Genomic DNA, 26,897 nt, shown 5'->3' on the forward strand with positions numbered 1-26,897 from the left:
CGATCTATCAACTCGCGGGTTGATTTAGAAATAGGTTGATGCTTGGGATTCATTACAAATTGTCGGCCACAATTTCGACATTTAAAATTTTGTTGGCCCGTGTGAGTATGACCGTTTTTTACAACGTATTGAGAGTCGCACTTGGGGCATTGCATAAGCTAAAAATCAAGTTTTATTGAATAGTTAAAATTATAACCAATTGTCATTACTATGCAGGACTACCCAACTGCGTAACTCCTGAAACTTGTAAAGTAATTCCGTTTTCTCAGTCAGATGATCAGTATCTAACCTGACATAATCAAATTGATCCTGCTCCAATCTAGAACAGACATAATCTGCCGTTACATCTAGTGAATTTGAGAGAACTACAATCATTTAACTCAGACATCAGGGGATTATAGAAAACTGGGTGTAGTAAGAGGTACCAGAGTCAAGATTTTCTCGTGTATTTGTAGCAGTCTGTGTACCCAGGTTCCGAGGATCTTGATCAGTCTGCTCTTGTGAATCAGTTCTCGTCTGAGTACCGAGCAGTATGTTGATTGAGTCAGAATGCTCTTTCTGCTGGCACACTGCTTCTTGATACAAAGATATGAAACTACATTTCATGATACTGTCTACTTGAGTGAGCTTATCCTTTGGTGAAGGGTTATCTGTAGAAGCATTATAACTATTGCGACCCAAAATTCTGAAGTACCTGCCCCACAGAGTAGGAGCAAATTTCGTGCCGTTGCTGGTGGATGGGCAGGGAGCCGCATCACCCACAACGCTCTCTGGGTTGGCAGAAAATTGCTCTTCAGTGGCTCCCACGAACCGAAAGAGCTTCCCGGCTACTAGAGCGACTATCTGATTAAAACCAGTACCTTGTGAGTGAGCTACTTGGACGGGGATCTACCCGTGAGTTAATCTTGCAGTCTGTGGAGGATCTTCACCAACATTTGCGATCGCGCTGCTGTAGATACCATTATTCACCTCACGCGCTGCGACGGCGAGTATTTCGGGGAATTGTGGAAAAGTCTAACAGATAGCGATCGCTACTTCCGGCGGTGTCTAGTTTCTGGGGAAACTCCCACAGCCTTTTATAGATGAAAAGTACCATAAGCGATCGCTCGTGTCAGAATGCGATCGCGCAAAAAGCATATACTTCAAGATGCCTCTGTCTCCGTAGATTCAAATCTAACTTGTCGATATACAGCATCTACGCTTAGAGAAAGTCCCACACTAGAGAGAGTGAATGTATCTCCTGACTCGTAGGGATAAAGCACCCACAAACCCTCCTCATTGCGCCGGAAGCACTCCACCCCTATCTGTTCTGACTGAATCAGCACGTACTCCTGTAAAGTTTCCATCTGACGATATCGAGCAAATTTACCACCCCGATCAAAAGCTTCTGTGGAAGGCGAAAGCACTTCTACAATTAGGCAAGGATACTGAACAAACTGATTAGAGTTTCGATCTCTAGGGTCACAAGTCACCACCACATCAGGGTAATGATAGGGGCCATTCTCAGAGGCTTGCACCTTAACATCTGCAATATAGACTTCGCAGCCTCTCTCTTGTAAATGACTATCTAGAGCCGTGTAGATATTGCCAGCGATTCGGTTGTGGGGCTTCGTCCCCCCAGTCATGGCAAAGACTTCCCCATCAATGTAGTCGTAGCGGATTTCTTGAGTGGGTTCCCATTCCAGATACTCTTGGGGAGTCATCTGGTTAAGTTGTCGAATAGCAATCATAGTTTCTATAACTTCCTCATAAAAGTTTTGTTAATGAAGCGAGAAGCCCTAATTCAATCTTCCTCAAATTATATTTTAAAATAGATTAATAAAAAACATCATTTTTATTAATTTGTGAAAATTATTAAACTACCTTTTAACTTCATTAAACTCTGCGTACCGCTGCGTTAACCTTTGCGTACCTTTGCGTTAAAAAATAAAAAAGGTGGGCGATGCCCACCTTACATAAATCAACCCTTAATACAGACAACCTGCTTTAGCGTTGCCACAACTTCGACAAGATCCGCTTGATTAGCCATGACTTGCTCAATCGGTTTATAAGCGCCAGGGATTTCATCTAAAACGCCCTCATCCTTGCGGCACTCTACACCATTCGTTTGCTGAATCAAATCATCCAACGTGTAGACATTCTTTGCCTTATTTCGAGACATTAAACGTCCAGCACCGTGACTACAAGAACAGTAACTTTCAGCATTACCTTTACCCTTAACAATGAAGGATTTTGCCCCCATTGAACCAGGAATAATGCCATAATCTTCTTCACGCGCCCGCACGGCACCTTTACGAGTCACATACACATCTTCGCCAAAATGCACTTCTTTTTCGGCGTAGTTGTGGTGACAGTTCACTGACAGCAGAGGTTTAGTCTGCTTACCACCAGCGAGATGCTTTTCCACAATCCGCTTAAAACGCGCCATCATCACGTCACGGTTGAAACGGGCGTAGTCTTGCGCCCACTGTAAATCGTGCCAGTAGGTGGCAAATTCTGGCGTACCAGCGACAAAGTAAGCTAAGTCTGGATCGGGTAAGCGATCGCCTGCTAGTTTCGCTAGTTCTTTAGCCGTGCCAATATGGTTTTGTGCCAGCATATTGCCGATGTTGCGCGAACCAGAGTGCAACATTAACCAAACAGAGTTCTCGGTATCCAGGCAAACTTCAATAAAATGATTCCCTCCACCGAGAGAACCCATCTGTTTCATGGCTTTACTTTCTAGGCGTTGTACACCTGAATGTAGTTCCTTGAAATCTCGCCAACCCTGCCAGTTTAAAACTACTTTTTCAACATTTTTGTTTTCATTGAAACCAACAGGAATCGCTGCTTCTAAATCCAGACGAATTTGCTTTAGCTTCCCCTCCAATTGTTCGGCGGTAAATGGCGTTTTAATTGCCATCATTCCGCAACCAATATCCACGCCCACAGCAGCGGGCATAATTGCTTCTTTAGTAGCCACTACAGAACCCACCAAGGCACCTTTGCCAAGGTGAACATCTGGCATTAGCGCTACGTGCTTGAAGACAAATGGTAGGGATGCGACATTTCTTGCCATCTTGGTTTCATCAGAACCAAGGGCATGATTTGCCCAAGATAGCACTGGCTTTGGAGTCGAAATTTCTAACTTTTCGTAGGGCATAAACGTGTGCCAACTATAAACAAAGATCCGTATTGCCGCAAGGTTACTTCCCGTCAATAAAGCAGACTCAGATGGGATAGCTGTGGCAAAATTCGTATATTACATTTATAATACATAAAAAATACAGTTTTGTCATCCCTAGAGACAACCCGCAGGCAGAGGTTCTGAGGTATAAGTTACATTAAGATTCGTAAAGAGGAGGTATGCTCCTCTGGTACTCACATTACCCGGATGAAATCCTATGGCGGTTGGCAAGAACTCAATCTATGAGCGCTTCTTAGCACCTGTGATTCGGATGTTCATTGATGAGAAGGGGTTACGGCGTTTTTATGAAAGCGTTGATTGGCAAAAGGAAAGCGATCGCTTCCGCAATCCTAATTTAGAATATCCTTCTTACTACAGTAGTCAAAACTTCCACGGCATAGAGGGCGGTTATCTTACCCCTGGTGCGGCAGTTTCCTACGATCCCATTACCCAGTATGTTTTGCCGCCTAACGAAGCCTGGATACGTCAAAGCTTGGTTGATGCAATTTCTGGGCAACCGCGACGGATACTGGATTTAGGTTGCGGTACAGGTTCCACAACTCTGATGTTAAAAAAGGCTTTCCCGGAAGCGGAAGTTATTGGTTTAGACTTATCGCCTTATATGCTGGTAATGTCTGAATACAAAGCCAGAAACGCTGAGGCTAATATTCAATTTTTGCATGGCAGTGCGGAAGCTACGGGGTTTCCCGATGCGTCTTTTGACTTGGTAACAGCTTCTCTGTTGTTTCACGAGACACCGCCAGAGATATCGCGTACCATTCTACGGGAAAGTTTCCGCTTGCTGAGGGCTGGAGGAGAGGTTTTAATACTGGATGGGAATCAGAAAACTATTCGCCAAGTTGATTGGTTGAGCGAAATTTTTGAGGAGCCTTATATTAGAGCTTACGCCGCCGATAGCGTTGATGCTTGGATGGGATCGGCAGGATTTGAAGCTGTGCAAACTCAGGATGTGTGGGCGATACACCAATTAACTAAAGGTGTTAAACCTATCGCAGTTAAGAATTCCCGCCGTACAGCGATCGCTGACATAGCTGATAATGAAGATTTGGCGGGCTTGGGTATCCCGGCTTATGGCACATTGGCATGACTTTGAAGGCAGTTCTGTTTGATTTTAACGGTGTAATTATTAAGGATGAGGCAATTCACCGGGATCTGATTGATGAAATTCTAATTTCGGAAAATCTGCGCTCAAAACCAGGGGAGTATCGGCAATTTTGTTTAGGCAGAAGCGATCGCTTCTGCCTAAAACAGATCCTCACAAATCGCGGCAGAGAAGTCAGGGACGGCTATTTAACCCAATTGGTGAACCGCAAGACGCAAGCCTACCAGCAGGCGTTGGATAAGTTGGAAGAACTGCCAATTTATCCCGGTTTAGAGGACTTTATTCAAAAGCTGCGGCTGCATGAGGTGAAACTAGCTATTGTCAGCGATGCCCTCCGTGCTGAAGTAGAATTGGTGTTAAATCGCACCGGGTTACTTGAGCATTTTTCGGTTATTATTGCTGCGGATGACACCACCACCAGTAAGCCAGAACCTGATGGGTATCTCTTGGCGATAGAACGCCTCAACCTTAAAGCTTCTAATTGTCTGGCGATTGAAGATACCCCAACCGGAATTCAAGCAGCGAGATCAGCGGGTGTGCAAGTGGTGGGGGTAGCCCATACTTACCCGTTTCATATGCTCCAGCGTTGGACTAACTGGGCTGTAGATTATTTTACCGACTTAGAAGTGGAGCGGGTGCAACAAGTATTTTCCCGCACGACACCGCAGGCAACCGCAGGTTAAAAGTAAAGTGCTAGAATAGGTAAGGCAAAAAATTAAGTTTAGATTAGGGGAATTAGCTCAGTTGGTAGAGCGCTGCGATCGCACCGCAGAGGTCAGCGGTTCAAATCCGCTATTCTCCATTTCCCTGTAAATTCGCAAATTAAATGTCGTAAGTTTTGAATTTACATCAGCAGAGTAGTTGATAAGGGCGCTACTGTGTCCGAAGTAATTAGCGCTAACATTGAGCCAATGTTATTGGAGGATACATTATGGCTCAAGTGTCAGTCGCTACTCTCCTGCTACTAGGGTTCAGCCTGTTCGCTACGGCAACCCGCGCCCAAGAGCATCCCACTATAACTCGCCTGGTTATGCGCGATCGCACCATTACCGTCACTTCAGATTCAAACGGGTTGCTATACTCAGTTAGCACAAAGGATGGTACTGTGCTTAATGCCAATCTTAGAGAAGAACAGCTACAAGCAAAGTATCCTGATGTGTATGAGAATGTTCGCCCAGCCATCGCCAGTGACAAAGTGACGGATAGTGTTATCCCTTGGGCTGGGATGTAGTCGTTTCTTAGATTGGCATAACCTATACATAGATAGCCCCACTCCACTTTAAAAGTGGAGTGGGGCTATCTATTATGGCTAAAAGAGTTTAGTCTTAAAGCTTAATAGCGGTTAGAGAAATTGCTGTTTCTCCGACCACCGCCGCCGCCACCACCACCAAAGGATGAACCTCGGTCTTCGCGGGGCTTGGCTTTATTAACTTTCAGATCGCGGCCCATCCATTCAGCCCCATCAAGGGCTTCAATGGCTGCGGTTTCTTCAGCATCCGTACTCATTTCCACAAAAGCAAAGCCGCGCATGCGACCTGTTTCGCGGTCAGTAGGTAGCTGAACCCGCTTGACACTACCGTATTCTGCAAAAACACCACTGAGGTCTTCTTGTGTGACTTCGTAGGAAAGATTGCCTACATAAATTGACATAGATTTTCTCCAAAATCAAAGCTTTGTAGAGATTTAGATTTCGGAGACAAGCCTGTCAAAACTAAAAGGAAAATGCCTGTCAATTCTAAAAACAAACGCTGCTACCGAACTTATTCTCACTTACGATACTAGCACGATATGGAGCTATGGGGGGGAGAGCTAGAAAAACGTTACAAAACGCAACAGTTGGGATGATGAAGTGGAACAAAGCGATCGCCTGATACTATTCAAGATTGGTAAATCCTCGCCAGTACACGATTTCAGGATTTTAACTGTGGCAAATCCATATACCCAATCGTGTTGGGAGTTGGGCGATCGCGTGTCACAACTGGCTCCGAAAGGGATAAAGCCGAGGTTAGTTACAAGCCTCAACAAGAAAGAGAGTGGGGCAGTTGACTTACAACCCCCTAAATGCCAAAAACTGATTTAAAACAGATGAAACCTTTTGCTAGCCTAATTTATAGCGTTATATATTTATTGGTATAATAATATATAGTATGGTCAGAAATCATATTTAAGCGACAGTTATTACAGATTTGTACAGCCAAAGTTCCCTTGCCTGGGGTAGAGGAGATAATGAAACGGCGAGAAAACTGAGAAAGCGAAACCCCCTACCCTCCATCTTTGTCAAGTTATTATTCACTTTGTTAAGTATTTTGTAACTATTGTTTCAACTTGTGCGATCGCATTTTTGCTATTACCAGATAAGTTATCGTGGAAAACTAAAGGAATAATTAAGTAGAGGCAGGGAGCTGTCACCAGCTCCGCTCACCGTACAAATAAAACCAGTTACCAGCGATTCCACCGCCAAGCACAAGTATCCGCCAAAAGGAGACTGTATGACTCCCACAATGCTACGTCAGCTTTGGACTGTAATTGAGACCACTCAGGCCAATATGCTGTTGAAATTAGACGATGCCAACTTGGTACAGTGGCTACTCAAGCAGATAAAACAACAGCGATCGCTCAATTCTGATGAAGCCAACATAATGAGCGACTATCTGCACTCTAAGCTATCCCTGATTCGGGATCTGGCTCAAGAGCGTCAGTCTGTATGGCAAGAAACCCACTAGAAGGCTCTGATGGAAAAAAGAATTCTTCGGCATTAGAAAAAGAGACGCGATGTTCATCGCGTCTCGAATGCTTTTATGGAGCCGGAGGGCGTGTTGGGAAGGACAGTTTCTCCGGGGGAGAATCTGGGGGTGAGATAGTCCGAGAGGAATTATCAAGCGTCCGCGACACCAAAACATAGCCCAAATAAGCGGGTAAAGACATAGCAATAACAGCTGCGATCGCGTAAACCCCAGTACGCCGCCTTAACCTAGTCCCATAATGGCTACGGTAAGGGTCATAAGAAAGCGATTCCGATGGAATAATGTCCCGCATAGCGATCGCTCGCTTAAACCGCACCCGCCGATCGTCAAGTTTTTCTAACAAAATCCAGCCAGATTGCGCCTCTTCTTCACACAGCTTTTGAAAAATAGCTGAATTGCGAAACAAATCAGACGAGGCGCGCACAATTTTAAATTCCCAGCCCATCATCCGCGGTTCTTTGGATGCTCCCCCAGAACCGCCGTTAGAAGAGAGCAACTCTGCTGGTGCGGAGTCTTGTTTAGATTCATAACGAGTCAAAGTTTCTTCCTCCTCCTCATCTTGCTGACGTGTAACCACCTGCTGCCAGCGCATCCATCCGCTCAGCATCACTGCATCCATTCCCAAACTTCCAACCAACAGGCTGCCAAAAATAACTTCGAGCATATTTCTATAGCTAATGGTTCCTAGCTAATAGCTAATGGCAATTGACAATAAGCTATTAGCTATTAGCCACTAGCCATTGACTAACGGTAAATAACCTTCCACCAAGCAATCTGAGCCAACTGTGCGCCAACGGACGCGCTCTAAGGTCAGAGCCTCGGTCATAGTTGCCAACCCCAAATCCCCCACCGGAGAGGGAGCCGCCTTACCACCGACAATTTTGGGAGCAATGAAAGCGAAAATTTTTTGCACTGCTCCTTCGGCGATCGCTCGTGCGGCTAAAGTACCACCGCATTCCCACAGCACCGAAAGTAATCCCTGCTCATATAAATATGCCATTGCCTTTGTCGGTGTCAGCCCAGTTAGCTCCACCACGGTTACACCCTTTTTCAGCAGCAGCTGTTGGAAATCCGGACTAGCTCCTTGCTCTGTTAACACTAAAGTAGGAGCCACCACTGTCTCCCACACATGAGCCTCTGCGGGTAAATCCAGAGATTGGCTCATCACTACCCTTAAAGGATTGCGAGTCTCAGTTTGATGGCTGGTTAAGTGGGGATTATCCCGACGGACAGTATTGCCACCGACAATCACAGCATCGCAAGACCCCCGAAGAGTACGATGCACCTCATTCCGCGCATCAATGCCCGTGATCCAGGCGCTGTGTCCCGTAGTAGTGGCAATCTTGCCGTCCAGAGTCATCGCGTATTTCAAAATGCCAAACGGACGGCGGTAAAGAATGCGATGGATAAAAGCCTCATTGAGCTGCTTGCAGGCTTCCTCCTCCACTCCTACAGCTACTTCTATCCCCGCCTGTCGTAATCGCTCAATACCTCCCCCTGACACCCGCGGATCGGGGTCAACCATACCCACCACCACCTTACTCAAACCAGCTGCAACCAACGCTTCCGAACAGGGAGGCGTCCGTCCGTAGTGATTGCAAGGTTCCAGATTGACATAAATTGTGGCTCCTTTCGCGCGATCGCCAGCCTCCCTCAACGCAAATACTTCTGCGTGGGGATGACCTGCCCCCGGATGAAACCCTTCGCCCACAATCTGCCCATCTTTGACAATTACAGAACCTACTAGGGGATTGGGAGCCGTTCGTCCTCTGGCGCTTAGGGCTAGTTCTATGCACCGCTGCATCATGGCGCTATCATTGAGGGTTACAAGCGACTCTTGTTGGGCGTCTTTGGGAAATTTATCCATGAGTTTGCTGTCCTGGCTACACCTGAGTTTAATTAATTAAGGGGCAAGCCAGCATAAGATCGCGATGGGATATGCTGGAGGCTGTTTCTAGGCCGCAAGCGATCGCTTGTTATTTCTATAAAAATGTCTAATATAAATTCTCTTCTAAATCCTCTAAAAACTTATGTTACACCTGTTAAGGTAAATAAACGTGTCTAAAAGTTGATATCTGTAACGTCTTATGAAAGGCACAGCCCCCTCAGTTTCGCAACCACCCCAGTGTTACCAACGTCAAGCCACTTCCCCGTATTGCCCACAACTGACGGTGTTTTGCGACTTTGACGGTCCTATCGTAGATGTTTCCAGGCGCTACTACACAACTTATCAGTTAGCGTTAGCTGAAACTCAAGAGCTGTACCAAGCTCAGGATGAAATCCTGCCGATTACAATGCTCAAGTTACAGCAGTTCTGGCAAATGAAGCAAGAGCGCGTCCCAGATGTGGAAATTGCCATGCGCTCTGGCTTAGCTGGAGAGCAGATAGATATATTTTTGCAGTGCGTGGTAAACATTGTGAATCAACCAGCCCTGTTACAAAAAGACAAGATGCAGCCTGGAGTAAATTGGGCGCTGCCGTTGCTACATTCTCAGGGCTTTAAGCTGGTATTAGTGACGTTGCGCTCTTCATCCCAAGTCACCCAAATCTTGCAGAATTACGGTTTGGCGCGGCTGTTTAGTGGCATCTATGGAACCGAAGACGATGATGCTGCCTATGTAAACTACGCCCACGTGAAAACGCAACTTTTAGAAAAAGCTATATCCCAACACTCTCACCCGAACAGGGAAAGCTCATTAGCTTGGATGGTAGGCGATACCGAAGCCGACATCTTGGCAGGACAAGCAGTCGCAATTCCCACAATAGCTCTCACTTGCGGCATTCGCTCTCGCCAAAGATTACAGCAGTTTCAGCCAACTTGCATTCATAGTGACTTACTTTCAGTTGCACATTACCTGCTAGAAGTCAATAGTCCTAGACTAATGCCTAAGTGCTAATTGTTCAACAATTAGCACTTAGCAACTTTTCAAGATTGCTGCAACAAATTCATCTGCTGCCACCAACGATTCAACGGATAGTAAACTACTGGGGCCCAGAGGCTGCTGAGAATGGCGCTAGAGAGGGCGATGCGCTGGTGATAAGTCCAAATTGCTGCCAGAGTGCGATCGCTCCCGATAGAGAACTGAATTGCGCTCACCGTCTCAGCCACAACTGCCATCGCGAACACAATTAACGCCACAGAAATAAAATCTTCTTCAATATACCGCTGCTTTTGAATCCGAGCCGTTAAAATTCCTACTACGGCCAGACTCAAAGCATGACTGGGTTCGGGTGAGGTCATTCCATCTTGGATCAGTCCCAACACCAAACCCGCTACAGCACCTTGAACAGCTGTTCGCTTCACACTCCAAGCCACCACCCAAATCAACAACCAATTGGGGGCAATTCCTAATAACTCCATTCCAGGTAGGCGAGTCGGCAAGATTAGCAAGCACAGCACCACAGAACCAACGGTTACTGCCCAGTTGACAATTTGACGTGCCCAAGGTGACAAATTAGAAACCTTAATCATTAGCCATTAGTTATTAATCATTAGTTATTAGTAAATTCTGATTAGCTAATTGTTCAGAGCCATTAACTATTAGCCAATAAGTAAACAAATTTAATTGGGATATATTATCACCCACTCCAAATAACTAATCGGCGCTGTCACCTTAATAATTGCTTCAGGAGCCGGGGTTTTTTCCAAGTTTACAGACTCGACGCGACCCAGTGGCAAGCCTGGAGGGAACAGTTTACTGACAGAGGATGTTGCTACAACATCGCCCCGCCGGACATCCGGCACTTTGTCAAAAAACTGCATCACCACTCGATTAGAGCCGTATCCCCGAATATAACCCATAACGCGGCTGCGGCTAACCACTGCACCCACGCGACTGCTAGGGTCGCTGATCAGCAAGACGCGGCTGGTATGGGATGTCACTTCCACGACGCGGCCTATCAAGCCACCTGTACCCATAACAATAAAGTCTTTTTGGATGCCATCTTCAGTGCCACGCCCCAAAGTGACCTGTTGCCACCAATTGTCCGGGGTACGCCCGACTATTGGCGCGGTTATCGCCTTCTGTTTCCTTTGTTGTACATAACCTAGAAGCTCTTGTAACTTCTGATTTTGGTTTTGCAGTTCGGTCAGGCGATCCTGCAATTCTTGTACGCGGGCATTCTCTCTAAGCTCTTGTGGCGGGGCTTCAGTTTGAAAGGGACGGGTAAGCAACTGGTAAACCTCAAACATGGCTGCCCCTTGGGTTTGCCGGATTAACCAGGCACTCCCAATAGCTGCCCCCGCCACCATAACTTGTATGCCGTGCCGAACCCACCAGCGACGCAGTGTATACATTTAGCTATCAGCTTTTTGTCTGTTATTCGTTGTCTGTTATTCGTTGTCTGTTATTCGTTGTCCGTCGTTCATTGGCGTTTGAAAGTTTGAAGGTTGAAAAGTTGTCGCCTGACAACTTTTCAACATTCCAACATTCCAACTTTTGCCTGACTACTGACCACTGACCGCTGACTGCTACATACTGCGCGATCGCCCACTAAAGACCCGCTCCAATTGTTTGAAGTTCTCTAACACTCTACCTGTCCCCAGCACCACGCACGACAGCGGATCTGCCGCTACGTGAGTAACAATGCCCGTTTCGTGGCTGATTAGCGTATCCAGCCCCTTCAACAAAGCACCGCCACCAGCCAGCATGATACCTCTGTCGATAATGTCGGCTGCTAGTTCCGGAGGAGTTCGCTCTAAGGTTCGCTTCACCGCATCCACAATCACTGAAAGCGGTTCAGACATACTTTCGCGAATTTCCGGCCCCTTGATAGTAACAGTTCGGGGCAAGCCAGACAGCAGGTGTAAACCCCTCACCTCCATGATTGCCTCTTCATCAAAACTGGTGGGGTAGGCAGAACCAATCTGAATTTTGATTTCTTCAGAGGTACGTTCCCCGATTACCAGGTTGTGGACTTTTTTCATGTACTGCATGATAGCTTCCGAAAGCTCATCACCAGCCACGCGCACCGACTCACTTAAAACCGTTCCTTGTAAAGAAAGCACGGCAACTTCAGTTGTGCCGCCACCAATATCAATGATCATGTTACCCGTAGGCTCTGCCACTGGTAGTCCAGCGCCAATAGCCGCAGCAACAGGCTCATCAATCAGGTAAACATCTCTGGCACCAGCCTGAGATGCTGCCTCCATAACGGCTCGGCGTTCTACGCCAGTGACACCTGAAGGAATACCGATTACAATCCGAGGAGAGACTAATGCTCTGCCTTCATGAACCCGCCGGATAAAATGCTTAAGCATTAGCTCGGCAGTGTCGAAGTCGGCAATGACACCATCGCGAAGGGGCCGCAAGGCCACCACATTGCCGGGAGTTCTTCCCAACATTTTTTTCGCATCTTCCCCCACGGCCAGCGGGGTTTTAGTGTCCATATCCATAGCAACCACAGAGGGTTCTTGGAGAACAATCCCTTTGCCGGATACATAGACCAGGGTATTAGCAGTACCCAAGTCGATACCCATGTCCCGGGATAAGGAAAAGCGACTGAAAAGACCCACTCGTTTCTACGCCCCCAAAATGAAATGCTGTTGTGTGTGACGGAATCTTAACGGAAATGGAACCGAGGTGGATTCTATTACGTTTTCTATCCTGAGTCTAGTCACGAAGAAGAATTCTTTATGTAAATTTGCCTCAAACTGATTTCCAAGCATGATTCTAATCGTCCAAGAGTAAATCAGGATAAAGTTAATTTGAGACTAAGATTTCAGTTCGCTAAAGTATAATTGACCATACATAAGTACAAATGTACTAAAAAATTCTTATGACTCTAAATGTTGTAACCCTGGTAGGGCGTGTAGGTGGAGATCCGGATGTTAAGTATTTCGAGTCAGGGAGCATTAAGTGTAAGCTGACGCTGGCAGTAAGAAGGCGATCGCGCAATAACGACCAGCCGGATTGGTTCAATTTAGAACTTTGGGGTAAAACGGCGGAAGTAGCTGAAAACTTTGTCCGTAAGGGCAGCTTGATTGGGGTGCAAGGCTCGTTAAAGTTTGATACTTGGAGCGATCGCAACTCAGGAGCTACCCGTTCTACACCCGTCATTAAGGTGGATCACCTGGATCTATTGGGTTCTAAGCAAGACACTGATGCTAGTGCGGGCAGCTATAACGATAGCGAGTTCTAAAAATTAAAAATTCAAAATTTAAAAAGAAGAATTTCCCTTTTAAATTTTGAATTTTTAATGCTTTATCCCTAGATTAATAACTAATTTGCAGGGTAACTGATGCCTCTACCTCTTGCTCACCGCCAATTACGGGAGTAGTTTTTGCTAGACTCTCAGACCGCATAGCCATATCAGCTATAGGGATTGGCCGTGGCGGCGGTACAACAGCGCCATTGACTTGAATATTAACGATTTCCCTACGAGTGAGATTTAAGGAACTCAAAACAGCATCAGCCTGGGCTTGGGCATCTTGGGTAGCTTCGCGTAGAGCTTGTTTTTGAGCAGACGCGATCGCGCTATCATCAGCTACAAAACTTATACCATCAATCCGGGTTGCCCCTGCTTTAACCGCCTCATCCAGAAGGGTTCCGGCTTTTTGAGTATCAATCCGAAAGCTGACAATATTGGTAGCACTATACCCCGTTAGACGCTGGACATTGTTCTCGTAGCTGTAAATCGGATTGAGGCTAATGCCAGTAGTTTCTAATTTCTCCACATTGCGAGATTTTAGCAACTCCACCACAGCAGCTGAGCGTCGGGCAGCTTCCTGCTGGACATCCGCCGCAACTTTCCCCTGAACTTCCACCCCTAGCCGCACCTGCGTCAAAGTTGTGGGAATATTTTCGACACCTCGCCCGCTAACAGTCAGGGTTCGCAGCATTTTTTCTTGGGCAACAGCTCTTGTAGCAATACTCAAGCTAAGCACACTCAATACTAACGATATCAGCCCAGCCTGCTTCCAAAAACTAGACGCAAAAGTTAGATTCATAGATTCTCCTCACAGACATAACCGCTTGTAATGCAGTTTGAATGTTCTCACTGTGCCACTACAGCAGCCAGAAAGTGTAAACAGTTACAGTTTTGGCAACTGAACTAAAGATACTTTTAAGGCGATCGCACTAGTCGGTAAAACAAGTATTTATACTCAATAATAAAAACCAAGCTCAAATCCAACCAATTAGGCTGAGTAAGGAATCGCTAAAAGCGATCGCACACCCTAGAGAGCAATCATCTTGTAGCCTAGTTCACTCCCCTTCCATTGCCGAATCGAGGCAGGGATTTGTAAAGAAGCTTGTAAAGTGAGAAGAATGAATTATGCAGACCCAATGGAGATAGTTTCAACTGCCTGGGTGAATTTTATCACCCCATTCTCGTTTCCACTTTGGAACAAAACTATTCCCGTGCTGGCAACAGCAACACCAGAAGCAGAAAACGCCCCACTCGTCCTAGGGGGGGTACTGCTGAGTTTAGTCGTAATTTACCTTGCCAGCAAAATCGGGGGAGAATTATCTAACAACATCGGCTTACCACCCGTCTTAGGCGAACTCGTCGGAGGCGTGGTAGTGGGTGTCTCCGCACTGCATCTGTTGGTATTTCCAGAAAGCGGCGCAGACAGTTCCAGTTCTGTAATTATGTCTTTCCTTCAATCCACTGGGGGGTTAAGTCCCGACGCAGGGGTAGGCGTGTTTCAAACCCAAAGCGAAGTCGTGTCCGTTCTGGCAGAACTGGGTGTGATCATTTTGCTATTTGAAATTGGTCTGGAATCCAACTTCAGGGAACTGATGGATGTCGGTATCCAGGCGTTACTCGTAGCAGTAGTCGGGGTAGCAGTGCCATTTGCCGCAGGCACTGCGGGACTGATGATCTTGTTTGGCATTCCAGCAGTACCAGCGATTTTTGCAGGTGCAGCTTTGACTGCAACCAGTATTGGTATTACCTCCAAAGTTCTATCAGAACTAGGGCGTCTTAATTCCAAAGAAGGTCAGATTATTCTTGGCGCTGCCGTCATAGACGACGTAATTGGTATCATCGTCCTGGCGGTGGTGGCAAGTCTTGCCAAAACTGGCAAAGTGGACGTAAGTAACGTTTTCTATCTGATTATCAGCGCCAGTGCTTTCTTGCTCGGTGCGATTCTGCTTGGCAAAGTCTTCAACAAATCTTTTATGATGATTGCCGAGAAACTCAAGACACGCGGTAGCTTGGTGATACCAGCATTCATCTTCGCCTTTATTATGGCTTATCTTGCCGCCGCTATCCATTTAGAAGCCATACTCGGAGCTTTTGCCGCTGGCTTAGTCTTAGACGAAACGGATAAGCGTAAAGAGTTGGAAAGGCAAGTGTGTCCCATTGCCGATATGTTTGTGCCGATTTTCTTCGTCACGGTAGGAGCCAAAACAGATTTAGGCGTACTCAACCCAGCTGTTCCTAGTAACCGGGAGGGTTTGATAATTGCCATTTTCCTTATCGTAGTGGCAATTGCCGGAAAGGTTGTTACTGGTCTTGCAGTATTTGGTCAACCCCAGATTAATCGATTAGCGATCGGTGTCGGAATGATTCCTAGAGGCGAAGTAGGATTAGTCTTTGCTGGTGTTGGTTCCGCCAGTGGTGCTTTGTCTGAAGCCACAGAAGCCGCGATTATTATGATGGTCATCTTGACAACCTTCTTAGCACCCCCGTTATTAAGGTTTGTGTTTCAAGAGGCTCCCGCAGTTCCGGTTAAGGAGAGTGATTAAGTGGGGGTGGGGACTGGGGGCTGGGGACTAGGTAAGACTTTTCTCAATTCCCAATTCTTAATTCCCAATTTCCTGTAACTGTTACCCACAGACAACTAACAACTAACAAATAAAGGCTTTTAGAGAAACTTAAGTCACTGTCTCAACGTCCTTGGGGCGTGACTCAATGAATTCAAAAGTTTTCTCGCTAGAGGGAATTTTGAGTAACCGATGTAGCGATGGGCAGCATAAGGACACTTAATTGCCAAACACCAGGGGCAAAAATTTACGACACATGAATCCAGTTCGATAGGGCATCTCCAAAGATGGCAAGTAAAATCAGCCATTCCTGCTTAATGTTCTGCATTGCTGCCACAGTCGTGGTATCGTTCAACCCAGTCTAAAATCATTAACTTGGCTACGCCATGCCCCGGATGCGACTTGATCGCACCCGAAATAGGACTAGAGCGTACAGACCGCTTTAACTCGGTCTTTACCTTTCTTTTGGAGAAACGATAGTGAGACTTTACTGGCTATTACCCAGTTGTTTGAGCCTTTTTCTGGTTACATCTCCCGCTTTTGCGGCAAAACTGGTTTCGTGGCGTTTTGATACTAATCAAAACCGGCTGGATTTTAGGACTGACGATGGAGTGCAGCCGAAAGCGCAGCTTTTGGCTAATCCTTCACGTCTGGTAATCGATTTGCCTGGTACAACTTTCGGACGCCCAACGGTAACGCAGCAGTTGGCGGGGGCGTTACGCAGTTTACGGGTGGGACAGTTTGAAGGTAATGTTACTCGCCTGGTGATTGAATTAGACCCTGGTTACACGCTTGATCCGGAGCAAGTAGTCTTTCAGGGAGCTTCCCCCAGTCAGTGGTCGGTACAATTACCAAAACCTCAACGAGTTTCACAATTACCAAATTCTTCTGCTAGACCAACACTGGTAAATCCTTCGTTCTCCTCGATACGGCCAACTTCTCCCAGTAAGCCAACTTTGGGAAATTTGTCGCCGTCCTCTGGATTCAATCGATCTTTAACCAGTCAAGCAGCCGCCAGCCCAGGTGGATCGGTTGCTGAAATTGAAGATATACAGGTGACGAATGATGGGTTTTTCCTGCGGACAAATGGCGATCGCCCTTCAATTATTAAGGTAAAGCGAAGTAGCGATCGCCGCAATATTACCTTTGACATCCAAGGCGCTACCATATCCCGTAGTCTCTCATCGCCAGAGTCGCGGGTGAATCGTTATGGTGTCAGTCGCATTCTCTTATCTCAGGTAGATACTTCACCTTCAGTCGTCCGCGTGACGATGAACGTGACCAAGGAAAGTCCCGACTGGCAGGCAAGTGTCAGCGGTTTTGGCGGTATTGTGCTACTACCGCAGGGAACTACTGCCGGAAGCATTGAAAGCCCCACTTTGGCTGGCAATCAGCCTTCCCCTTTCAATCCCCCAACTCGAACGGTGCCAACAACGCCAACAACGCGCCGTGACGGTGAGGTGGCAACGATTCAATCGGTTGAACTCTCCGGAACTCAATTATTCATCAGAGCAGATCGGTCTGTAAAGTTTACTGGAAAATGGGATGGCTCAGCTGGGGCCTACCGAATTACTATTCCTTCTGCGACTTTGGCTGAAAGAGTCAAAGGGCCCACTCTAGATGCTAAGACTATGGTGCGGCGGGTGCGTCTTGTACAGCAAGACCCTCGTACTGTGGTAATTCTGGTGCAACCGGGAGATGGGGTGCAGATTGGTGAACTCAATCAGCTGACTGACCAGCTATTAGCACTACAACTGCAACGCGGTCGCTTTAGCTCAGTGCTTCCCCGTCCTGATACAATTCCCGTCCCGGCACCGGAAACTAATAATCCCCCAGAGTTTTCACCCCGCCCTCGTAACGGACGATTGGTGGTGGTGGTAGACGCCGGACACGGAGGCAAAGATCCCGGAGCTATCGGCGTTGGCGGACTCAAGGAGGTGGATGTCATTTTGCCGATCGCACGGCAGGTGGAGGCGTTGCTAGAGCGGCAGGGTGTTCAGGTGGTGATGACGCGAAAGGATGACTATTTCGTTGACCTGCAACCGCGTGTGACAATGGCTGAACGGGCAAACGCCGATTTGTTTGTCAGTATCCACGCTAATTCAATCGGTGGTCGTCCAGATGTGCAAGGGGTAGAGACTTACTATTACTCTAGCGGCGGGCGTTTAGCTCGAAGCATTCACAACAGCATTTTGCAGGCTACTGATGCTAAAGATAGAGGGGTGAGGCAGGCGAGATTTTATGTACTGAGAAAGAGTTCTATGCCATCTGTGTTAGTGGAAGTTGGTTTTGTTACTAACCGACAAGAGGCGGCGAAACTTGGCTCACCTGATTACCAGAGTCAGATGGCACAAGCGATCGCTCGCGGTATTCTACAGTACATTCAACAAAATCTTTAAGCCTCGGTTAAGAGCCTTGGTTCGTGGTGAGTGGGGAGTGATCGATTGAAAATGAACAGCAAACAAGAAGTACACATAAATGGACAAAAAAGCAATGAAATATTACAAAGAAGCAGAATAGGCGTTTTTGATAGCGGTGTCGGTGGTTTGACTGTATTGAGAGAACTCTACCGACATCTGCCTAATGAGTCGATTCTTTATTTTGGCGATACGGCTCGACTGCCTTACGGTACCCGCTCTCAATCTGAAATTTTGCAGTTTGTGCGCGAAATTCTGATCTGGATGGTAGATCAGGGTGTCAAAATGGCGATTATGGCTTGCAACACCAGTTCCGCTCTGGCGCTGGAGGCAGTGCGGTCTGAGTTCGACCTACCAATTTTAGGGGTCATCTTGCCTGGAGCGCGTGCTGCTGTTGGCCTGGGTAAACGGATTGGTGTGATTGCTACCCCAGCCACGGCTGCCAGTAATGCCTATCGCCGCGCTATTTTAGAAGTTGATGCTACTGTCTCTGTCTGGCAAGTCGGTTGCCCAGAGTTTGTGCCGCTCATTGAGCAAAACCGCATTTATGACCCCTATACTTTGGAGGTAGCGCGGGAGTACCTAGCACCTTTGCTACAATATCGGATCGACACGCTGGTTTACGGCTGCACCCACTATCCTCACTTGGCACCGATTCTTAGGACAATTCTGCCCAGGTCGGTTAACCTTTGCGATCCAGCAGTTCACGTAGTTTCCGCTGCTGCACAAGAGCTTGATTTATTGGGATTGAGAAATGTTCGCCCTCCTTTGGCAACTCGATTTGCGGTTAGCGGCTGTCCCGAACAGTTTGCCAAACTGTCCGTACAGTGGCTCGGCTGCACTCCAGAGGTTGAAAAAGTTTATTTACCAGCAATGCTACACCGACAATTACCCTAAGCTTGCTGTTAGCAGTCGAATTTAGGCTGCTAACAACAAGCTTGTTGTCCGTAAGTGCGATCGCTAGGGCGCAGATTTCGTTCTTCCTGCACCCTTAACAGTCCGCTGCGCCAAAATCAACAGCAGATACACTGTTAACAAATAACCAGTAGCTAGAACGGGAATAATCAAAGGCATATCATTATACGTCATAATGTCGCTAACAACTAAAGAATGGTGAATTTTTATAACAAACTTTTGAATAGCAAACTTGGCTCACGCTATGCTTGAGCTTATTGCTGCCTATGAAAATTTTGGGTAGTCGTTTCCGATCCCTAAAATTTTTGATTGATTAATGCCAGACCCTAGAAGTGCGTTTGAAAATATAGGACTTTCAACGGTACTTCACCTAGCAAAGCTCCCTATAAAGAAAGCTACTCGCAAGTCTTTTATTTTTCTGACGGCTGTTATCCCCAGCGCTAATGCACTGTGAGATTATGCAGGAAGCCAGAAATGCTACTGCCTACCAAAAACCGTCATAACTACTCATCACAGACACACCAAAAGCGTGACCTGTAATTTTCCTACTCAGTAAGTCTATGAAGTTATTCAAATCCTTACATACTAGAGTAACACAAGATCCTCAGTGGTTAAAGTCGTTTTTTTTATATACTTTACAAATCGATACAATTTTAGAAAAAGCCTTGGTCAGCATCTTCTAACCAATAAAACCTTCCCTGTAGGGGATCATTAGCTTAAAATAAATGACAAGAATGTAAAATTTCGTAACTAACGCCTGAATGGCTAATCCATGACCTCAGTCACTACCCTCTTTGCCCCTGTTGAAGCTGACCTAAGTGTTCTCACGGAGAACTTGAAAAAATTGGTTGGTGCGCGTCATCCCATCCTCTATGCGGCGGCAGAACATCTATTCGGGGCGGGAGGAAAGCGCGTCAGACCCGCAATTGTCCTACTGATATCACGGGCTACGATGCTAGATCAAGACATCACGCCACGTCACCGAAGGTTAGCGGAAATTACAGAGATGATTCACACCGCAAGCCTGGTACATGACGACGTAGTAGATGAATCGGAAATACGACGGGGTGTGGCTACGGTTCACAGTCGGTTTGGCAACCGAATAGCTGTATTAGCGGGGGATTTCTTATTTGCCCAATCTTCTTGGTACTTGGCAAATCTAGATAACCTGGAAGTGGTCAAACTACTCTCAGAAGTGATTATGGATATGGCAGAAGGAGAAATTCAGCAAGGGCTGAATCGGTTTGACACGAGTTTGTCGATTGAGGCTTATCTGGAGAAAAGTTACTATAAAACTGCCTCGTTAATTGCCAACAGTGCCAAGGCTGCTGGTTGCTTGAGCGATGTGTCGCCGGAAGTGGCGGATAATTTGTATTGCTATGGACGTCACCTTGGGTTGGCTTTCCAGATCGTAGATGATATATTTGACTTCACAGGCTCGACAGAAGCGTTGGGCAAACCAGCCGGGTCTGACTTAAAAAGTGGTAATCTCACCGCACCCGTATTGTTTGCTTTAGAAGAAAAACCTTACTTAGAGGTGCTAATCGAGCGAGAGTTTACCCAGGATGGGGATTTAGAAGAAGCGATCGCGCTGATAATGGAAGGGAAGGGCATTGAGCGATCGCGCGAATTAGCCTCACATCATGCCCAACTCGCCGTCCAACAATTAGCTTCTTTACCCACCTCAGAATGCCATCAAGCCCTGATTGACATGGCTGAATACGTGTTGAGTCGCCTTTACTAAGGGCTGATTGTAGTGGTTGTACTGGGAACTATAAGAGTGAGGTAGAGATAAGGGTTAGCCCCTCTTTCTAGGAGTGAAGAATTATTAATTCCTAACTCATATTCATACTCCTTAGTCCTCAGTACAACCAGTACAACCAGTTACTAATTCCTCTATGCAACCTAACTGGCAAACCGCCAAAACTTACGAAGATATCCTATATCACAAAACAGACGGCATCGCCAAAATTACGATTAATCGCCCCCACAAGCGCAACGCCTTTCGCCCCAAAACTGTTTTTGAACTTTACGATGCTTTCTGCGATGCCCGTGAAGATACCAGCATCGGCGTAGTTCTATTTACCGGGGCTGGCCCTCATACAGATGGCAAATACGCTTTTTGTGCTGGTGGCGATCAAAGCGTGCGGGGTCAAGCTGGATATGTGGATGATGATGGCATCCCGCGCCTCAACGTCCTCGATTTGCAACGCCTGATCCGTTCGATGCCCAAAGTTGTAATCGCCCTTGTAGCTGGTTACGCTATTGGCGGGGGACACGTTTTGCACTTGATTTGCGACCTTACTATCGCCGCAGATAATGCTATTTTTGGGCAAACTGGCCCGAAAGTTGGCAGCTTTGATGGTGGATTTGGTGCCAGCTACCTCGCCCGGTGTGTCGGACAAAAAAAAGCGCGAGAAATTTGGTTTCTCTGCCGCCAGTACAGCGCACAGCAGGCGTTGGAAATGGGTTTAGTAAATTGCGTTGTGCCAGTGGAACATCTGGAGACGGAAGGTATCCAGTGGGCTAGCGAAATTTTAGAAAAAAGTCCGATTGCGATTCGCTGTCTGAAAGCTGCCTTTAACGCTGACTGCGATGGTCAAGCGGGGTTGCAAGAACTTGCTGGTAATGCCACCTTACTCTATTACATGACCGAGGAAGGAGCCGAGGGGAAGCAGGCGTTTCTCGAAAAGCGATCGCCTGATTTCCGTAAATACCCTTGGTTGCCCTAATAGTGTATTGCATAGTTCATGGTTCGCGCTACAAGAGCAATGAATCATGAACTGACACCAGTACCTCCAACCTATGAAATCAAAAGTCGCACTTTTGTTTAAAAAAGTGCGACTTTTGGAAGAGGTAATATTTATTTTCTATGGCGTATATATTTATCAAGATATCCTGCTTGGGATAGCTTGCGATTGGCAGTTTAGTCACACAAGCACTGCATCATCCGCTGGTTGTTGGTCAGTAGAGGCGTTCTCTTGCTCCTCGCTTGGTTGTTGAGAACAAGCGATCGCACATTTCGATGAGGTTGCTTGCTGCACCCGCAAATTTTCATCTTGCCAGCGCATAATTCCTTCCAAACTTTCCCATGAAGGAGCAAAGGCTTTTAGCGCTAATGAACACGCTATCCAGCTAGCTCGAACTGGTACCCCAAGTTGCTGACAAACACCACCACGTCGTCCCTCCGGCTTGTAATACTGACAATACCGGCAGGCAGAAGTCATAGAATTTTCAGTCTTCATGGGAATCCTCTTGAGGGAATTTGTTCTTCTATGTCTTATATTAAAATTCCCTATAAACGGTCAAAGAACCCCGAATCAAGCAATCTATTATCCTGCCTGTGTTCTACGATCCCCGCTGCAAAAAACGGCTTTATGTTTTCTTAATTTTCTTGTGATAAACATACATAAATAGAAATAAATAGGATCTTCAATCAGAATATAAAATTTAGGTAATAATACTGATTTAAATACAAACCTGATGGGGATCAAGATGAACGTTAAGGGTATGCGTTTAAGAAGAAACCTAATTTAATTTCAAACAGGGGCAGAAAAACGCTTAATTGAAGTGACTAATTCTGCCAAAACATACTTGATGTAGAAATTAGATGTTTAAGTAGGCATTGGCGTTAAATCGTGCGCTCGCGATCGCGCTCATTATCTTACTTTTGGGAGTAGGCGGAATGCAAGAGAGACGGTATATAAAGCGGTAGCAGCACCTAAGAGTAACAAATATAACTGCTCAAGTAACCCTGAGCAGTTACATTTAAAACAAAAAAAACATAGCAGTGGAAAACTAGCGTTGCCATTTATGGACGGCACACAGAGCGCAAACGTTCCAGCGCTGAAGTTCACCTGGGGGTGTGGGACACTGACACTGGGGACACAGAGGTGAGAGATGCGATCGCTCCCGCATTACCGATTCCCAATGTTGAAAAGCAGCTTTTGGCTCTTTTAGCTCAGGCTTCTCGCCAGAAAGTGCTGCCGAAGACATCCCCTCAACCCGACTGGGATGCTCTTGCCAAGTCACAGATTGTTCCTCAGCATAGGGAGAGCGGCTAGAGACAGATTTGTTCTGCCACTGAGCCGTCGAAAAGCGAATATCCACCAACTGGCTGCTCAACTTAGCATTCAACTTTTGCAAAATCCGCTGACGCTCAAAAGTAAGAGTTTGCGCCCAAGCAGCACCGCTCGTTGCAACCGATAGCACTCCCCGCGATATCGAAATTGGTCGCGTCTGGGCTGCTACCGCCACCCCCACCACCTCAGGCCAACACTTGAGCAAACGCTTAAATTCTTGTTGAGCCTGCCACGCCGCCTGATTTTCGATACTGTCTAAGATATGGTTAAGAGATTTAAAAGACATTGTTGTAATCCGGAGTTAAATGGCAGAATAATCAGCCATCAGGTTTGATCGTACCGAACTAACGACAGACTACAAATTACGGTTACGGTTGCCTAGAAGCCGAAAAAAGCGTCTAATGAATAGGCAAAGCAGCTCTCCAAGATTCGTCAGTTGCAACAGCTATGAGTCAAGGTCATTCGGTTGAATCTTCTAGTCGCTCCTCTTCAGCCCAGTCCATCAACCCAGCCTTGCAGGCGGCTCTGGGCAGCCTCGACGTGCATCTAGAAGAGGAATTATCCAGATATCGGCGCGAACGGGCAGGGCGGGGCGTGCCGCCAACTCGTGGCATGGGTCACAACCAGGTTCGCAAACCCATCGACATGATTTCCGTAAACGCCACGGGCGGCAGGAATCCATCGCCAGATCCAAAAGAGGCCTATTCCGCCCCAGCAACGCCAGCAAGCGAACCACCACTGGCAGCACAGGAAATCAAGGCAGTTGAACAAACCCACAAGGAGCCGATAGAGACACATAGCGCAGCAGTGCCGTCTTTTAACTTAGCCGCCGCCTCAGAAATACCCATTCCTAGAGCGCCGGAGGCAGCACCACCAGAGGTGCCAGCACCGCCGGAACCTGTCGACCAGGCAGCAACCACTATCCAGCCGGATGACTATCTGGAATCTTCCGAGCAACTGCTGCGAAGCCTTGCACAGGAAGAAGCGGCAGCTCGGTCACAACGTAGTTTTCTGGACAATATTCTTACTCCCTTGGGGGTTGGTTCCCTGTTACTTTTGCTGTTTTCCACAGCCATGCTGGGCTATGTGGTGACAAATCCATCTACTCTGAGTTCTCTGGGGCTAGATCGATTCTGGAAGTCATCCACTCCCACTGTGGCTCAAAGTCCGACAGCAACGACTCCCCAAACTAATGCCTCACCAGCAACCGATGCAGGGAAACCCAACGGGCCAGACCTTTCGTCGGATGAATTTAAGGACTTGAATTTGGACACGCTGAGTACGTTGAAACCTACTCCCAGTTCATCATCAAGAACGCCTCAGGTGGCAGTACCTAGCCCTCAAGTATCGGTGCCACCGATTGCCCCGTTACCCAATCCTCCTGCTATTGAATCTACTACTGGCGTGCCGTCAGGAACTGGGGCGATAGTGCCAGTTAAACCCCCCGCCCCTCTACCAGTATTGCCCGCGCGATCGCCTGTTGCTGCCACAACTCCCCCGGCACAACCAAGCGCTTCCCCAACGGCAACGGAACCTGCCCCACCGAATCCGGAAGGGTTCTACTATGTGGTAGTTAAATACAACGGGCCATCCTCCTTTGAGGAGGCGCGGAAAGTTGTACCTGATGCCTATATGTCACCGCAAGGAACCCAAATTTATCTGGGAGCCTTTAAAAAAGATTCTGAGGCTAAAACATTGGTGACAGAACTTCAAAAACAAGGGATTTCTGCATCGGTCTATCAGCCTTAAGCTGGAGGTGGCAAGCTTTGTAGGTGACATAGCATTCAGTTAACGTTTCTAACGTGTCCGCGATCGCTAATGTCTTGATTATTCAGTAGCCGACCGGAGAGCCACCAACACTAAATCCAAGCGTCGTGAATGGAGACTTGAGATGGGATTGATCGACCGCATTCTGCGAGTAATTCGAGCCAACATTACCAATTTGATTGGAAAAGCGGAAGATCCTGAAAAAGTGTTGGAAGAAACGGTTTTGGAAATGCAGGAGAATTTGATTCAACTGCGCCAAGCTGTGGCTCAAGCGATCGCTACTCAAAAACGCACTGAGCGGCAATACTCTCAAGCGGAAAACACCGCCTCTGAATGGTATGATCGCGCCCAACTAGCACTCTCTAAAGGCGACGAGAACTTAGCCAGACAAGCTTTGACCAAGCGCAAAGGCTATCAAGAAACAGCAGAGGCAATGCGCGAGCAAATAGACCAGCAAAGCCAGATGGTTAACCGGCTCAAACAAGATATGCGATCGCTAGAAACAAAAATCTCTGAAGCCAGAACCAAAAAAGATATGTACATCGCTCGCGCTCGTTCTGCCCAAGCTAGTGCGAAAATTAACGAAATGATCGGCGGCGTGAATACGACCAGTACCCTGACCGCCTTCGAGCGCATGGAAGATAAAGTTTTGCAACTAGAAGCACAAAGTGAAGCGATCGCTGAACTCGGAACTGACGATTTGCAAAAGAAATTTCTGACGCTGGAAGATGCTGGTGAAATCGACACCGAATTAACCGCCATGAAAGCTCAACTCGGTCAAGGCACCCAGACACCGCAATTGCCGTCTACTCAAAGCGCCAACTCAGATCCTAGCTTAGATCCTGAATTACAAAAAATCCGCTCCCAGTTGGAAAGTTCTTGATCTGGAAGCTACCGATTTTGTTGTGAAGTTTCTAGACTAGAAAGAAAAGCGATCGGTCTTTAACAATTCCTAAAGGTTGCGTGAGTCATTTTTGCATACCACCCTAGACTGGAAATGGTGTTACCAAGAATTGCCGACAGCACAACCAACGGAAAAACTGATCTACTAAATTGAACTTGCTCTTTTCTACTCCATAGAGCCTGCAAAATACCTACTTTAGTACACGCCAAGAGGATAAACAGCGTCATGGGATTATTTGATCGCATTAGCCGAGTCGTCCGAGCCAACCTAAACGACGTGGTGAGCAAGGCTGAAGACCCAGAAAAGATTCTGGAGCAGTCTATCATCGATATGCAGGAAGACCTGGTGCAGTTGCGTCAGGCAGTTGCCAGATCCATTGCCGGACAAAAGCGGACTCAGCAACAGTATAACCAAAACCAAACTGAAGCAAACAACTGGGACAGCCGCGCTCGGCTGGCTCTTAGTAAAGGCGATGAGAATCTTGCTAGAGAGGCGCTGGGACGCAAGAAGACACACGCCGAAACTGCTGCTACCCTGAAAACCAGCCTGGATCAGCAAACGACTCAGGTGGATGCCCTCAAGCGCAACCTAATTGCTCTAGAAAGTAAGATTTCTGAAGCCAAGACCAAGAAGGATATGCTGAAGGCACGGGCGCAAGCTGCCAAAGCCAACGAGCAGTTGCAAAACACCGTGGGACGCTTGGGAACCGGCAGCGCGATGGGAGCCTTTGAGCGGATGGAAGAAAAAGTTATGGAACTGGAAGCTCGTTCCACAGCAGCGCAAGAACTCACTGGCAATGCTTTAGAAGAGCAATTTGCCATGCTGGAATCCGGCAATGACGTTGATGATGAATTAGCAGCGTTGAAAGCTCAGATGTCTTTGGGCCCTGCCACAGCATCAGGAGGCGCACTACCAGCAGCTAAACCAACTTCTACCTCGTCATCTAATGCCGCAGTTGATAACGAGTTAGAAGACCTAAAAAAGCAATTGGATAACCTCTAAGCTGAGGCTTTACTGAGACGCTAAAAGGGTCAGATTGTAGGTTGGGTAATGCGATCGCGTTACCCA

30 protein-coding genes and 1 tRNA gene are annotated in these 26,897 nt (G+C 47.1%); 15 read left to right on the plus strand and 16 right to left on the minus strand.

Features of this window, described 5'->3' with window-relative positions; all coding sequences use genetic code 11:
• From H6F66_RS17590 to H6F66_RS17605, 5 genes are all read right to left on the minus strand, one after another.
• Positions 1 to 155, minus strand: a 155-nt coding sequence (locus H6F66_RS17590; protein ID WP_190420221.1) for an IS1 family transposase, incomplete at its 3' end; no start/stop codon positions are given.
• 232 nt (positions 156 to 387) lie between these two features.
• Positions 388 to 807: a hypothetical protein gene (locus tag H6F66_RS17595; protein ID WP_190423665.1), complete on the minus strand. Its 420-nt coding sequence runs from the start codon at positions 805 to 807 to the stop codon at positions 388 to 390.
• A gap of 163 nt (positions 808 to 970) precedes the next feature.
• Entirely contained in the window at positions 971 to 1,096 is a 126-nt protein-coding gene (locus tag H6F66_RS28975; protein ID WP_277873834.1) for a hypothetical protein, read from the minus strand.
• Positions 1,097 to 1,142: 46 nt separating this feature from the next.
• On the minus strand, positions 1,143 to 1,730 hold the full coding sequence (locus tag H6F66_RS17600; protein WP_190423666.1) for a Uma2 family endonuclease: 588 nt from the start codon (positions 1,728 to 1,730) through the stop codon (positions 1,143 to 1,145).
• 230 nt (positions 1,731 to 1,960) lie between these two features.
• Positions 1,961 to 3,142, minus strand: coding sequence for an RtcB family protein (locus tag H6F66_RS17605; protein WP_190423668.1), 1,182 nt, complete (start codon positions 3,140 to 3,142; stop codon positions 1,961 to 1,963).
• A 241-nt stretch (positions 3,143 to 3,383) separates the two neighbouring features.
• Here H6F66_RS17605 and H6F66_RS17610 point away from each other — a divergent pair, with 241 nt between their 5' ends.
• The 4 genes from H6F66_RS17610 (at position 3,384) to H6F66_RS17625 (ending at position 5,520) form a co-directional block, all read left to right on the plus strand.
• Complete coding sequence (locus H6F66_RS17610) at positions 3,384 to 4,274, plus strand: class I SAM-dependent methyltransferase (protein WP_190423670.1); 891 nt, start codon at positions 3,384 to 3,386, stop codon at positions 4,272 to 4,274.
• The gene (locus H6F66_RS17615; RefSeq protein WP_190423672.1) at positions 4,271 to 4,972 is read left to right on the plus strand and encodes an HAD family phosphatase; all 702 of its coding nucleotides are present in this window, start codon (positions 4,271 to 4,273) and stop codon (positions 4,970 to 4,972) included. Before H6F66_RS17610 ends, H6F66_RS17615 begins: the two co-directional genes overlap by 4 nt.
• A 46-nt stretch (positions 4,973 to 5,018) precedes the next feature.
• Positions 5,019 to 5,091 (plus strand) — tRNA-Ala (locus H6F66_RS17620).
• 129 nt (positions 5,092 to 5,220) lie between these two features.
• Positions 5,221 to 5,520, plus strand: a complete 300-nt coding sequence (locus H6F66_RS17625; protein WP_190423674.1) for a hypothetical protein — start codon at positions 5,221 to 5,223, stop codon at positions 5,518 to 5,520.
• A 101-nt stretch (positions 5,521 to 5,621) separates the two neighbouring features.
• Here the strand turns inward: H6F66_RS17625 and H6F66_RS17630 are convergent, their stop codons facing one another.
• Positions 5,622 to 5,939 carry an RNA-binding protein gene (locus tag H6F66_RS17630; protein WP_190423676.1) on the minus strand — a complete coding sequence of 106 codons (318 nt, stop codon included), beginning with the start codon at positions 5,937 to 5,939 and terminating at the stop codon, positions 5,622 to 5,624.
• Between the two features lie 159 nt (positions 5,940 to 6,098).
• Positions 6,099 to 6,314 carry a hypothetical protein gene (locus tag H6F66_RS17635; protein WP_190423678.1) on the minus strand — a complete coding sequence of 72 codons (216 nt, stop codon included), beginning with the start codon at positions 6,312 to 6,314 and terminating at the stop codon, positions 6,099 to 6,101.
• Positions 6,315 to 6,778: 464 nt separating this feature from the next.
• Here H6F66_RS17635 and H6F66_RS17640 point away from each other — a divergent pair, with 464 nt between their 5' ends.
• Positions 6,779 to 7,012 (plus strand): hypothetical protein, encoded by a 234-nt coding sequence (locus tag H6F66_RS17640; protein ID WP_190423680.1) that lies wholly within the window; start codon positions 6,779 to 6,781, stop codon positions 7,010 to 7,012.
• A 73-nt stretch (positions 7,013 to 7,085) separates the two neighbouring features.
• Here the strand turns inward: H6F66_RS17640 and H6F66_RS17645 are convergent, their stop codons facing one another.
• Both H6F66_RS17645 and ribD read right to left on the minus strand, forming a co-directional pair.
• Positions 7,086 to 7,697 (minus strand): hypothetical protein, encoded by a 612-nt coding sequence (locus tag H6F66_RS17645; RefSeq protein ID WP_190423682.1) that lies wholly within the window; start codon positions 7,695 to 7,697, stop codon positions 7,086 to 7,088.
• Between the two features lie 69 nt (positions 7,698 to 7,766).
• Positions 7,767 to 8,900, minus strand: coding sequence for a bifunctional diaminohydroxyphosphoribosylaminopyrimidine deaminase/5-amino-6-(5-phosphoribosylamino)uracil reductase RibD (gene ribD / locus H6F66_RS17650; protein WP_190423684.1), 1,134 nt, complete (start codon positions 8,898 to 8,900; stop codon positions 7,767 to 7,769).
• 220 nt (positions 8,901 to 9,120) lie between these two features.
• On the opposite strand from ribD, the gene H6F66_RS17655 reads away from it, so the two are divergent.
• Positions 9,121 to 9,930 carry an HAD family hydrolase gene (locus tag H6F66_RS17655; RefSeq protein ID WP_190423686.1) on the plus strand — a complete coding sequence of 270 codons (810 nt, stop codon included), beginning with the start codon at positions 9,121 to 9,123 and terminating at the stop codon, positions 9,928 to 9,930.
• A 29-nt stretch (positions 9,931 to 9,959) separates the two neighbouring features.
• Here H6F66_RS17655 and mreD read toward each other — a convergent pair whose 3' ends face one another.
• The 3 genes from mreD to H6F66_RS17670 all read right to left on the minus strand — a co-directional run bounded on the left by mreD (position 9,960) and on the right by H6F66_RS17670 (position 12,512).
• Positions 9,960 to 10,505, minus strand: coding sequence for a rod shape-determining protein MreD (gene mreD, locus H6F66_RS17660; protein WP_190423687.1), 546 nt, complete (start codon positions 10,503 to 10,505; stop codon positions 9,960 to 9,962).
• Between the two features lie 90 nt (positions 10,506 to 10,595).
• Positions 10,596 to 11,330, minus strand: a complete 735-nt coding sequence (gene mreC, locus H6F66_RS17665) for a rod shape-determining protein MreC (RefSeq protein ID WP_190423689.1) — start codon at positions 11,328 to 11,330, stop codon at positions 10,596 to 10,598.
• A 174-nt stretch (positions 11,331 to 11,504) separates the two neighbouring features.
• Positions 11,505 to 12,512 (minus strand): rod shape-determining protein, encoded by a 1,008-nt coding sequence (locus H6F66_RS17670; protein ID WP_190423691.1) that lies wholly within the window; start codon positions 12,510 to 12,512, stop codon positions 11,505 to 11,507.
• A gap of 299 nt (positions 12,513 to 12,811) precedes the next feature.
• Between H6F66_RS17670 and H6F66_RS17675 the strand changes: the two genes are divergently transcribed.
• Positions 12,812 to 13,174 carry a single-stranded DNA-binding protein gene (locus H6F66_RS17675; protein WP_190423693.1) on the plus strand — a complete coding sequence of 121 codons (363 nt, stop codon included), beginning with the start codon at positions 12,812 to 12,814 and terminating at the stop codon, positions 13,172 to 13,174.
• Between the two features lie 73 nt (positions 13,175 to 13,247).
• Here the strand turns inward: H6F66_RS17675 and H6F66_RS17680 are convergent, their stop codons facing one another.
• Positions 13,248 to 13,982: an SIMPL domain-containing protein gene (locus H6F66_RS17680; protein ID WP_190423695.1), complete on the minus strand. Its 735-nt coding sequence runs from the start codon at positions 13,980 to 13,982 to the stop codon at positions 13,248 to 13,250.
• 337 nt (positions 13,983 to 14,319) lie between these two features.
• Here H6F66_RS17680 and H6F66_RS17685 point away from each other — a divergent pair, with 337 nt between their 5' ends.
• From H6F66_RS17685 to murI, 3 genes are all read left to right on the plus strand, one after another.
• The gene (locus H6F66_RS17685; RefSeq protein WP_199295001.1) at positions 14,320 to 15,726 is read left to right on the plus strand and encodes a cation:proton antiporter; all 1,407 of its coding nucleotides are present in this window, start codon (positions 14,320 to 14,322) and stop codon (positions 15,724 to 15,726) included.
• 497 nt (positions 15,727 to 16,223) lie between these two features.
• Positions 16,224 to 18,143: an N-acetylmuramoyl-L-alanine amidase gene (locus H6F66_RS17690; RefSeq protein WP_190423699.1), complete on the plus strand. Its 1,920-nt coding sequence runs from the start codon at positions 16,224 to 16,226 to the stop codon at positions 18,141 to 18,143.
• Positions 18,144 to 18,194: 51 nt separating this feature from the next.
• Complete coding sequence (gene murI / locus H6F66_RS17695) at positions 18,195 to 19,058, plus strand: glutamate racemase (protein ID WP_190423701.1); 864 nt, start codon at positions 18,195 to 18,197, stop codon at positions 19,056 to 19,058.
• A 63-nt stretch (positions 19,059 to 19,121) separates the two neighbouring features.
• On the opposite strand, the gene H6F66_RS28980 is transcribed toward murI, so the two are convergent.
• Positions 19,122 to 19,250: a hypothetical protein gene (locus tag H6F66_RS28980; protein WP_277873836.1), complete on the minus strand. Its 129-nt coding sequence runs from the start codon at positions 19,248 to 19,250 to the stop codon at positions 19,122 to 19,124.
• A 598-nt stretch (positions 19,251 to 19,848) separates the two neighbouring features.
• Between H6F66_RS28980 and sds the strand changes: the two genes are divergently transcribed.
• Together sds and menB are read left to right on the plus strand one after the other, a co-directional pair.
• A complete protein-coding gene (gene sds / locus H6F66_RS17700) occupies positions 19,849 to 20,820 on the plus strand; it encodes a solanesyl diphosphate synthase (protein ID WP_190423703.1) in 972 nt (323 codons plus the stop codon).
• A 154-nt stretch (positions 20,821 to 20,974) separates the two neighbouring features.
• Positions 20,975 to 21,808 (plus strand): 1,4-dihydroxy-2-naphthoyl-CoA synthase, encoded by an 834-nt coding sequence (menB, locus tag H6F66_RS17705; protein WP_190423705.1) that lies wholly within the window; start codon positions 20,975 to 20,977, stop codon positions 21,806 to 21,808.
• A gap of 198 nt (positions 21,809 to 22,006) precedes the next feature.
• On the opposite strand, the gene H6F66_RS17710 is transcribed toward menB, so the two are convergent.
• Positions 22,007 to 22,321, minus strand: coding sequence for a hypothetical protein (locus H6F66_RS17710; RefSeq protein ID WP_190423707.1), 315 nt, complete (start codon positions 22,319 to 22,321; stop codon positions 22,007 to 22,009).
• A gap of 553 nt (positions 22,322 to 22,874) precedes the next feature.
• Positions 22,875 to 23,444 carry a DciA family protein gene (locus tag H6F66_RS17715; protein ID WP_190423708.1) on the minus strand — a complete coding sequence of 190 codons (570 nt, stop codon included), beginning with the start codon at positions 23,442 to 23,444 and terminating at the stop codon, positions 22,875 to 22,877.
• A 161-nt stretch (positions 23,445 to 23,605) separates the two neighbouring features.
• Between H6F66_RS17715 and H6F66_RS17720 the strand changes: the two genes are divergently transcribed.
• The 3 genes from H6F66_RS17720 to H6F66_RS17730 all read left to right on the plus strand — a co-directional run bounded on the left by H6F66_RS17720 (position 23,606) and on the right by H6F66_RS17730 (position 26,831).
• Positions 23,606 to 24,907: a hypothetical protein gene (locus tag H6F66_RS17720; protein WP_190423710.1), complete on the plus strand. Its 1,302-nt coding sequence runs from the start codon at positions 23,606 to 23,608 to the stop codon at positions 24,905 to 24,907.
• A gap of 142 nt (positions 24,908 to 25,049) precedes the next feature.
• Positions 25,050 to 25,808 (plus strand): PspA/IM30 family protein, encoded by a 759-nt coding sequence (locus H6F66_RS17725; protein ID WP_190423712.1) that lies wholly within the window; start codon positions 25,050 to 25,052, stop codon positions 25,806 to 25,808.
• A gap of 246 nt (positions 25,809 to 26,054) precedes the next feature.
• Positions 26,055 to 26,831, plus strand: a complete 777-nt coding sequence (locus H6F66_RS17730; RefSeq protein WP_190423714.1) for a PspA/IM30 family protein — start codon at positions 26,055 to 26,057, stop codon at positions 26,829 to 26,831.
• The last annotated feature ends 66 nt before the right edge of the window (positions 26,832 to 26,897 follow it).

Origin of the sequence: Trichocoleus sp. FACHB-6 (genome assembly GCF_014695815.1) — a bacterium.
In the GTDB taxonomy this organism is placed as follows: Bacteria; Cyanobacteriota; Cyanobacteriia; order Cyanobacteriales; family FACHB-T130; genus Funiculus; species Funiculus sociatus.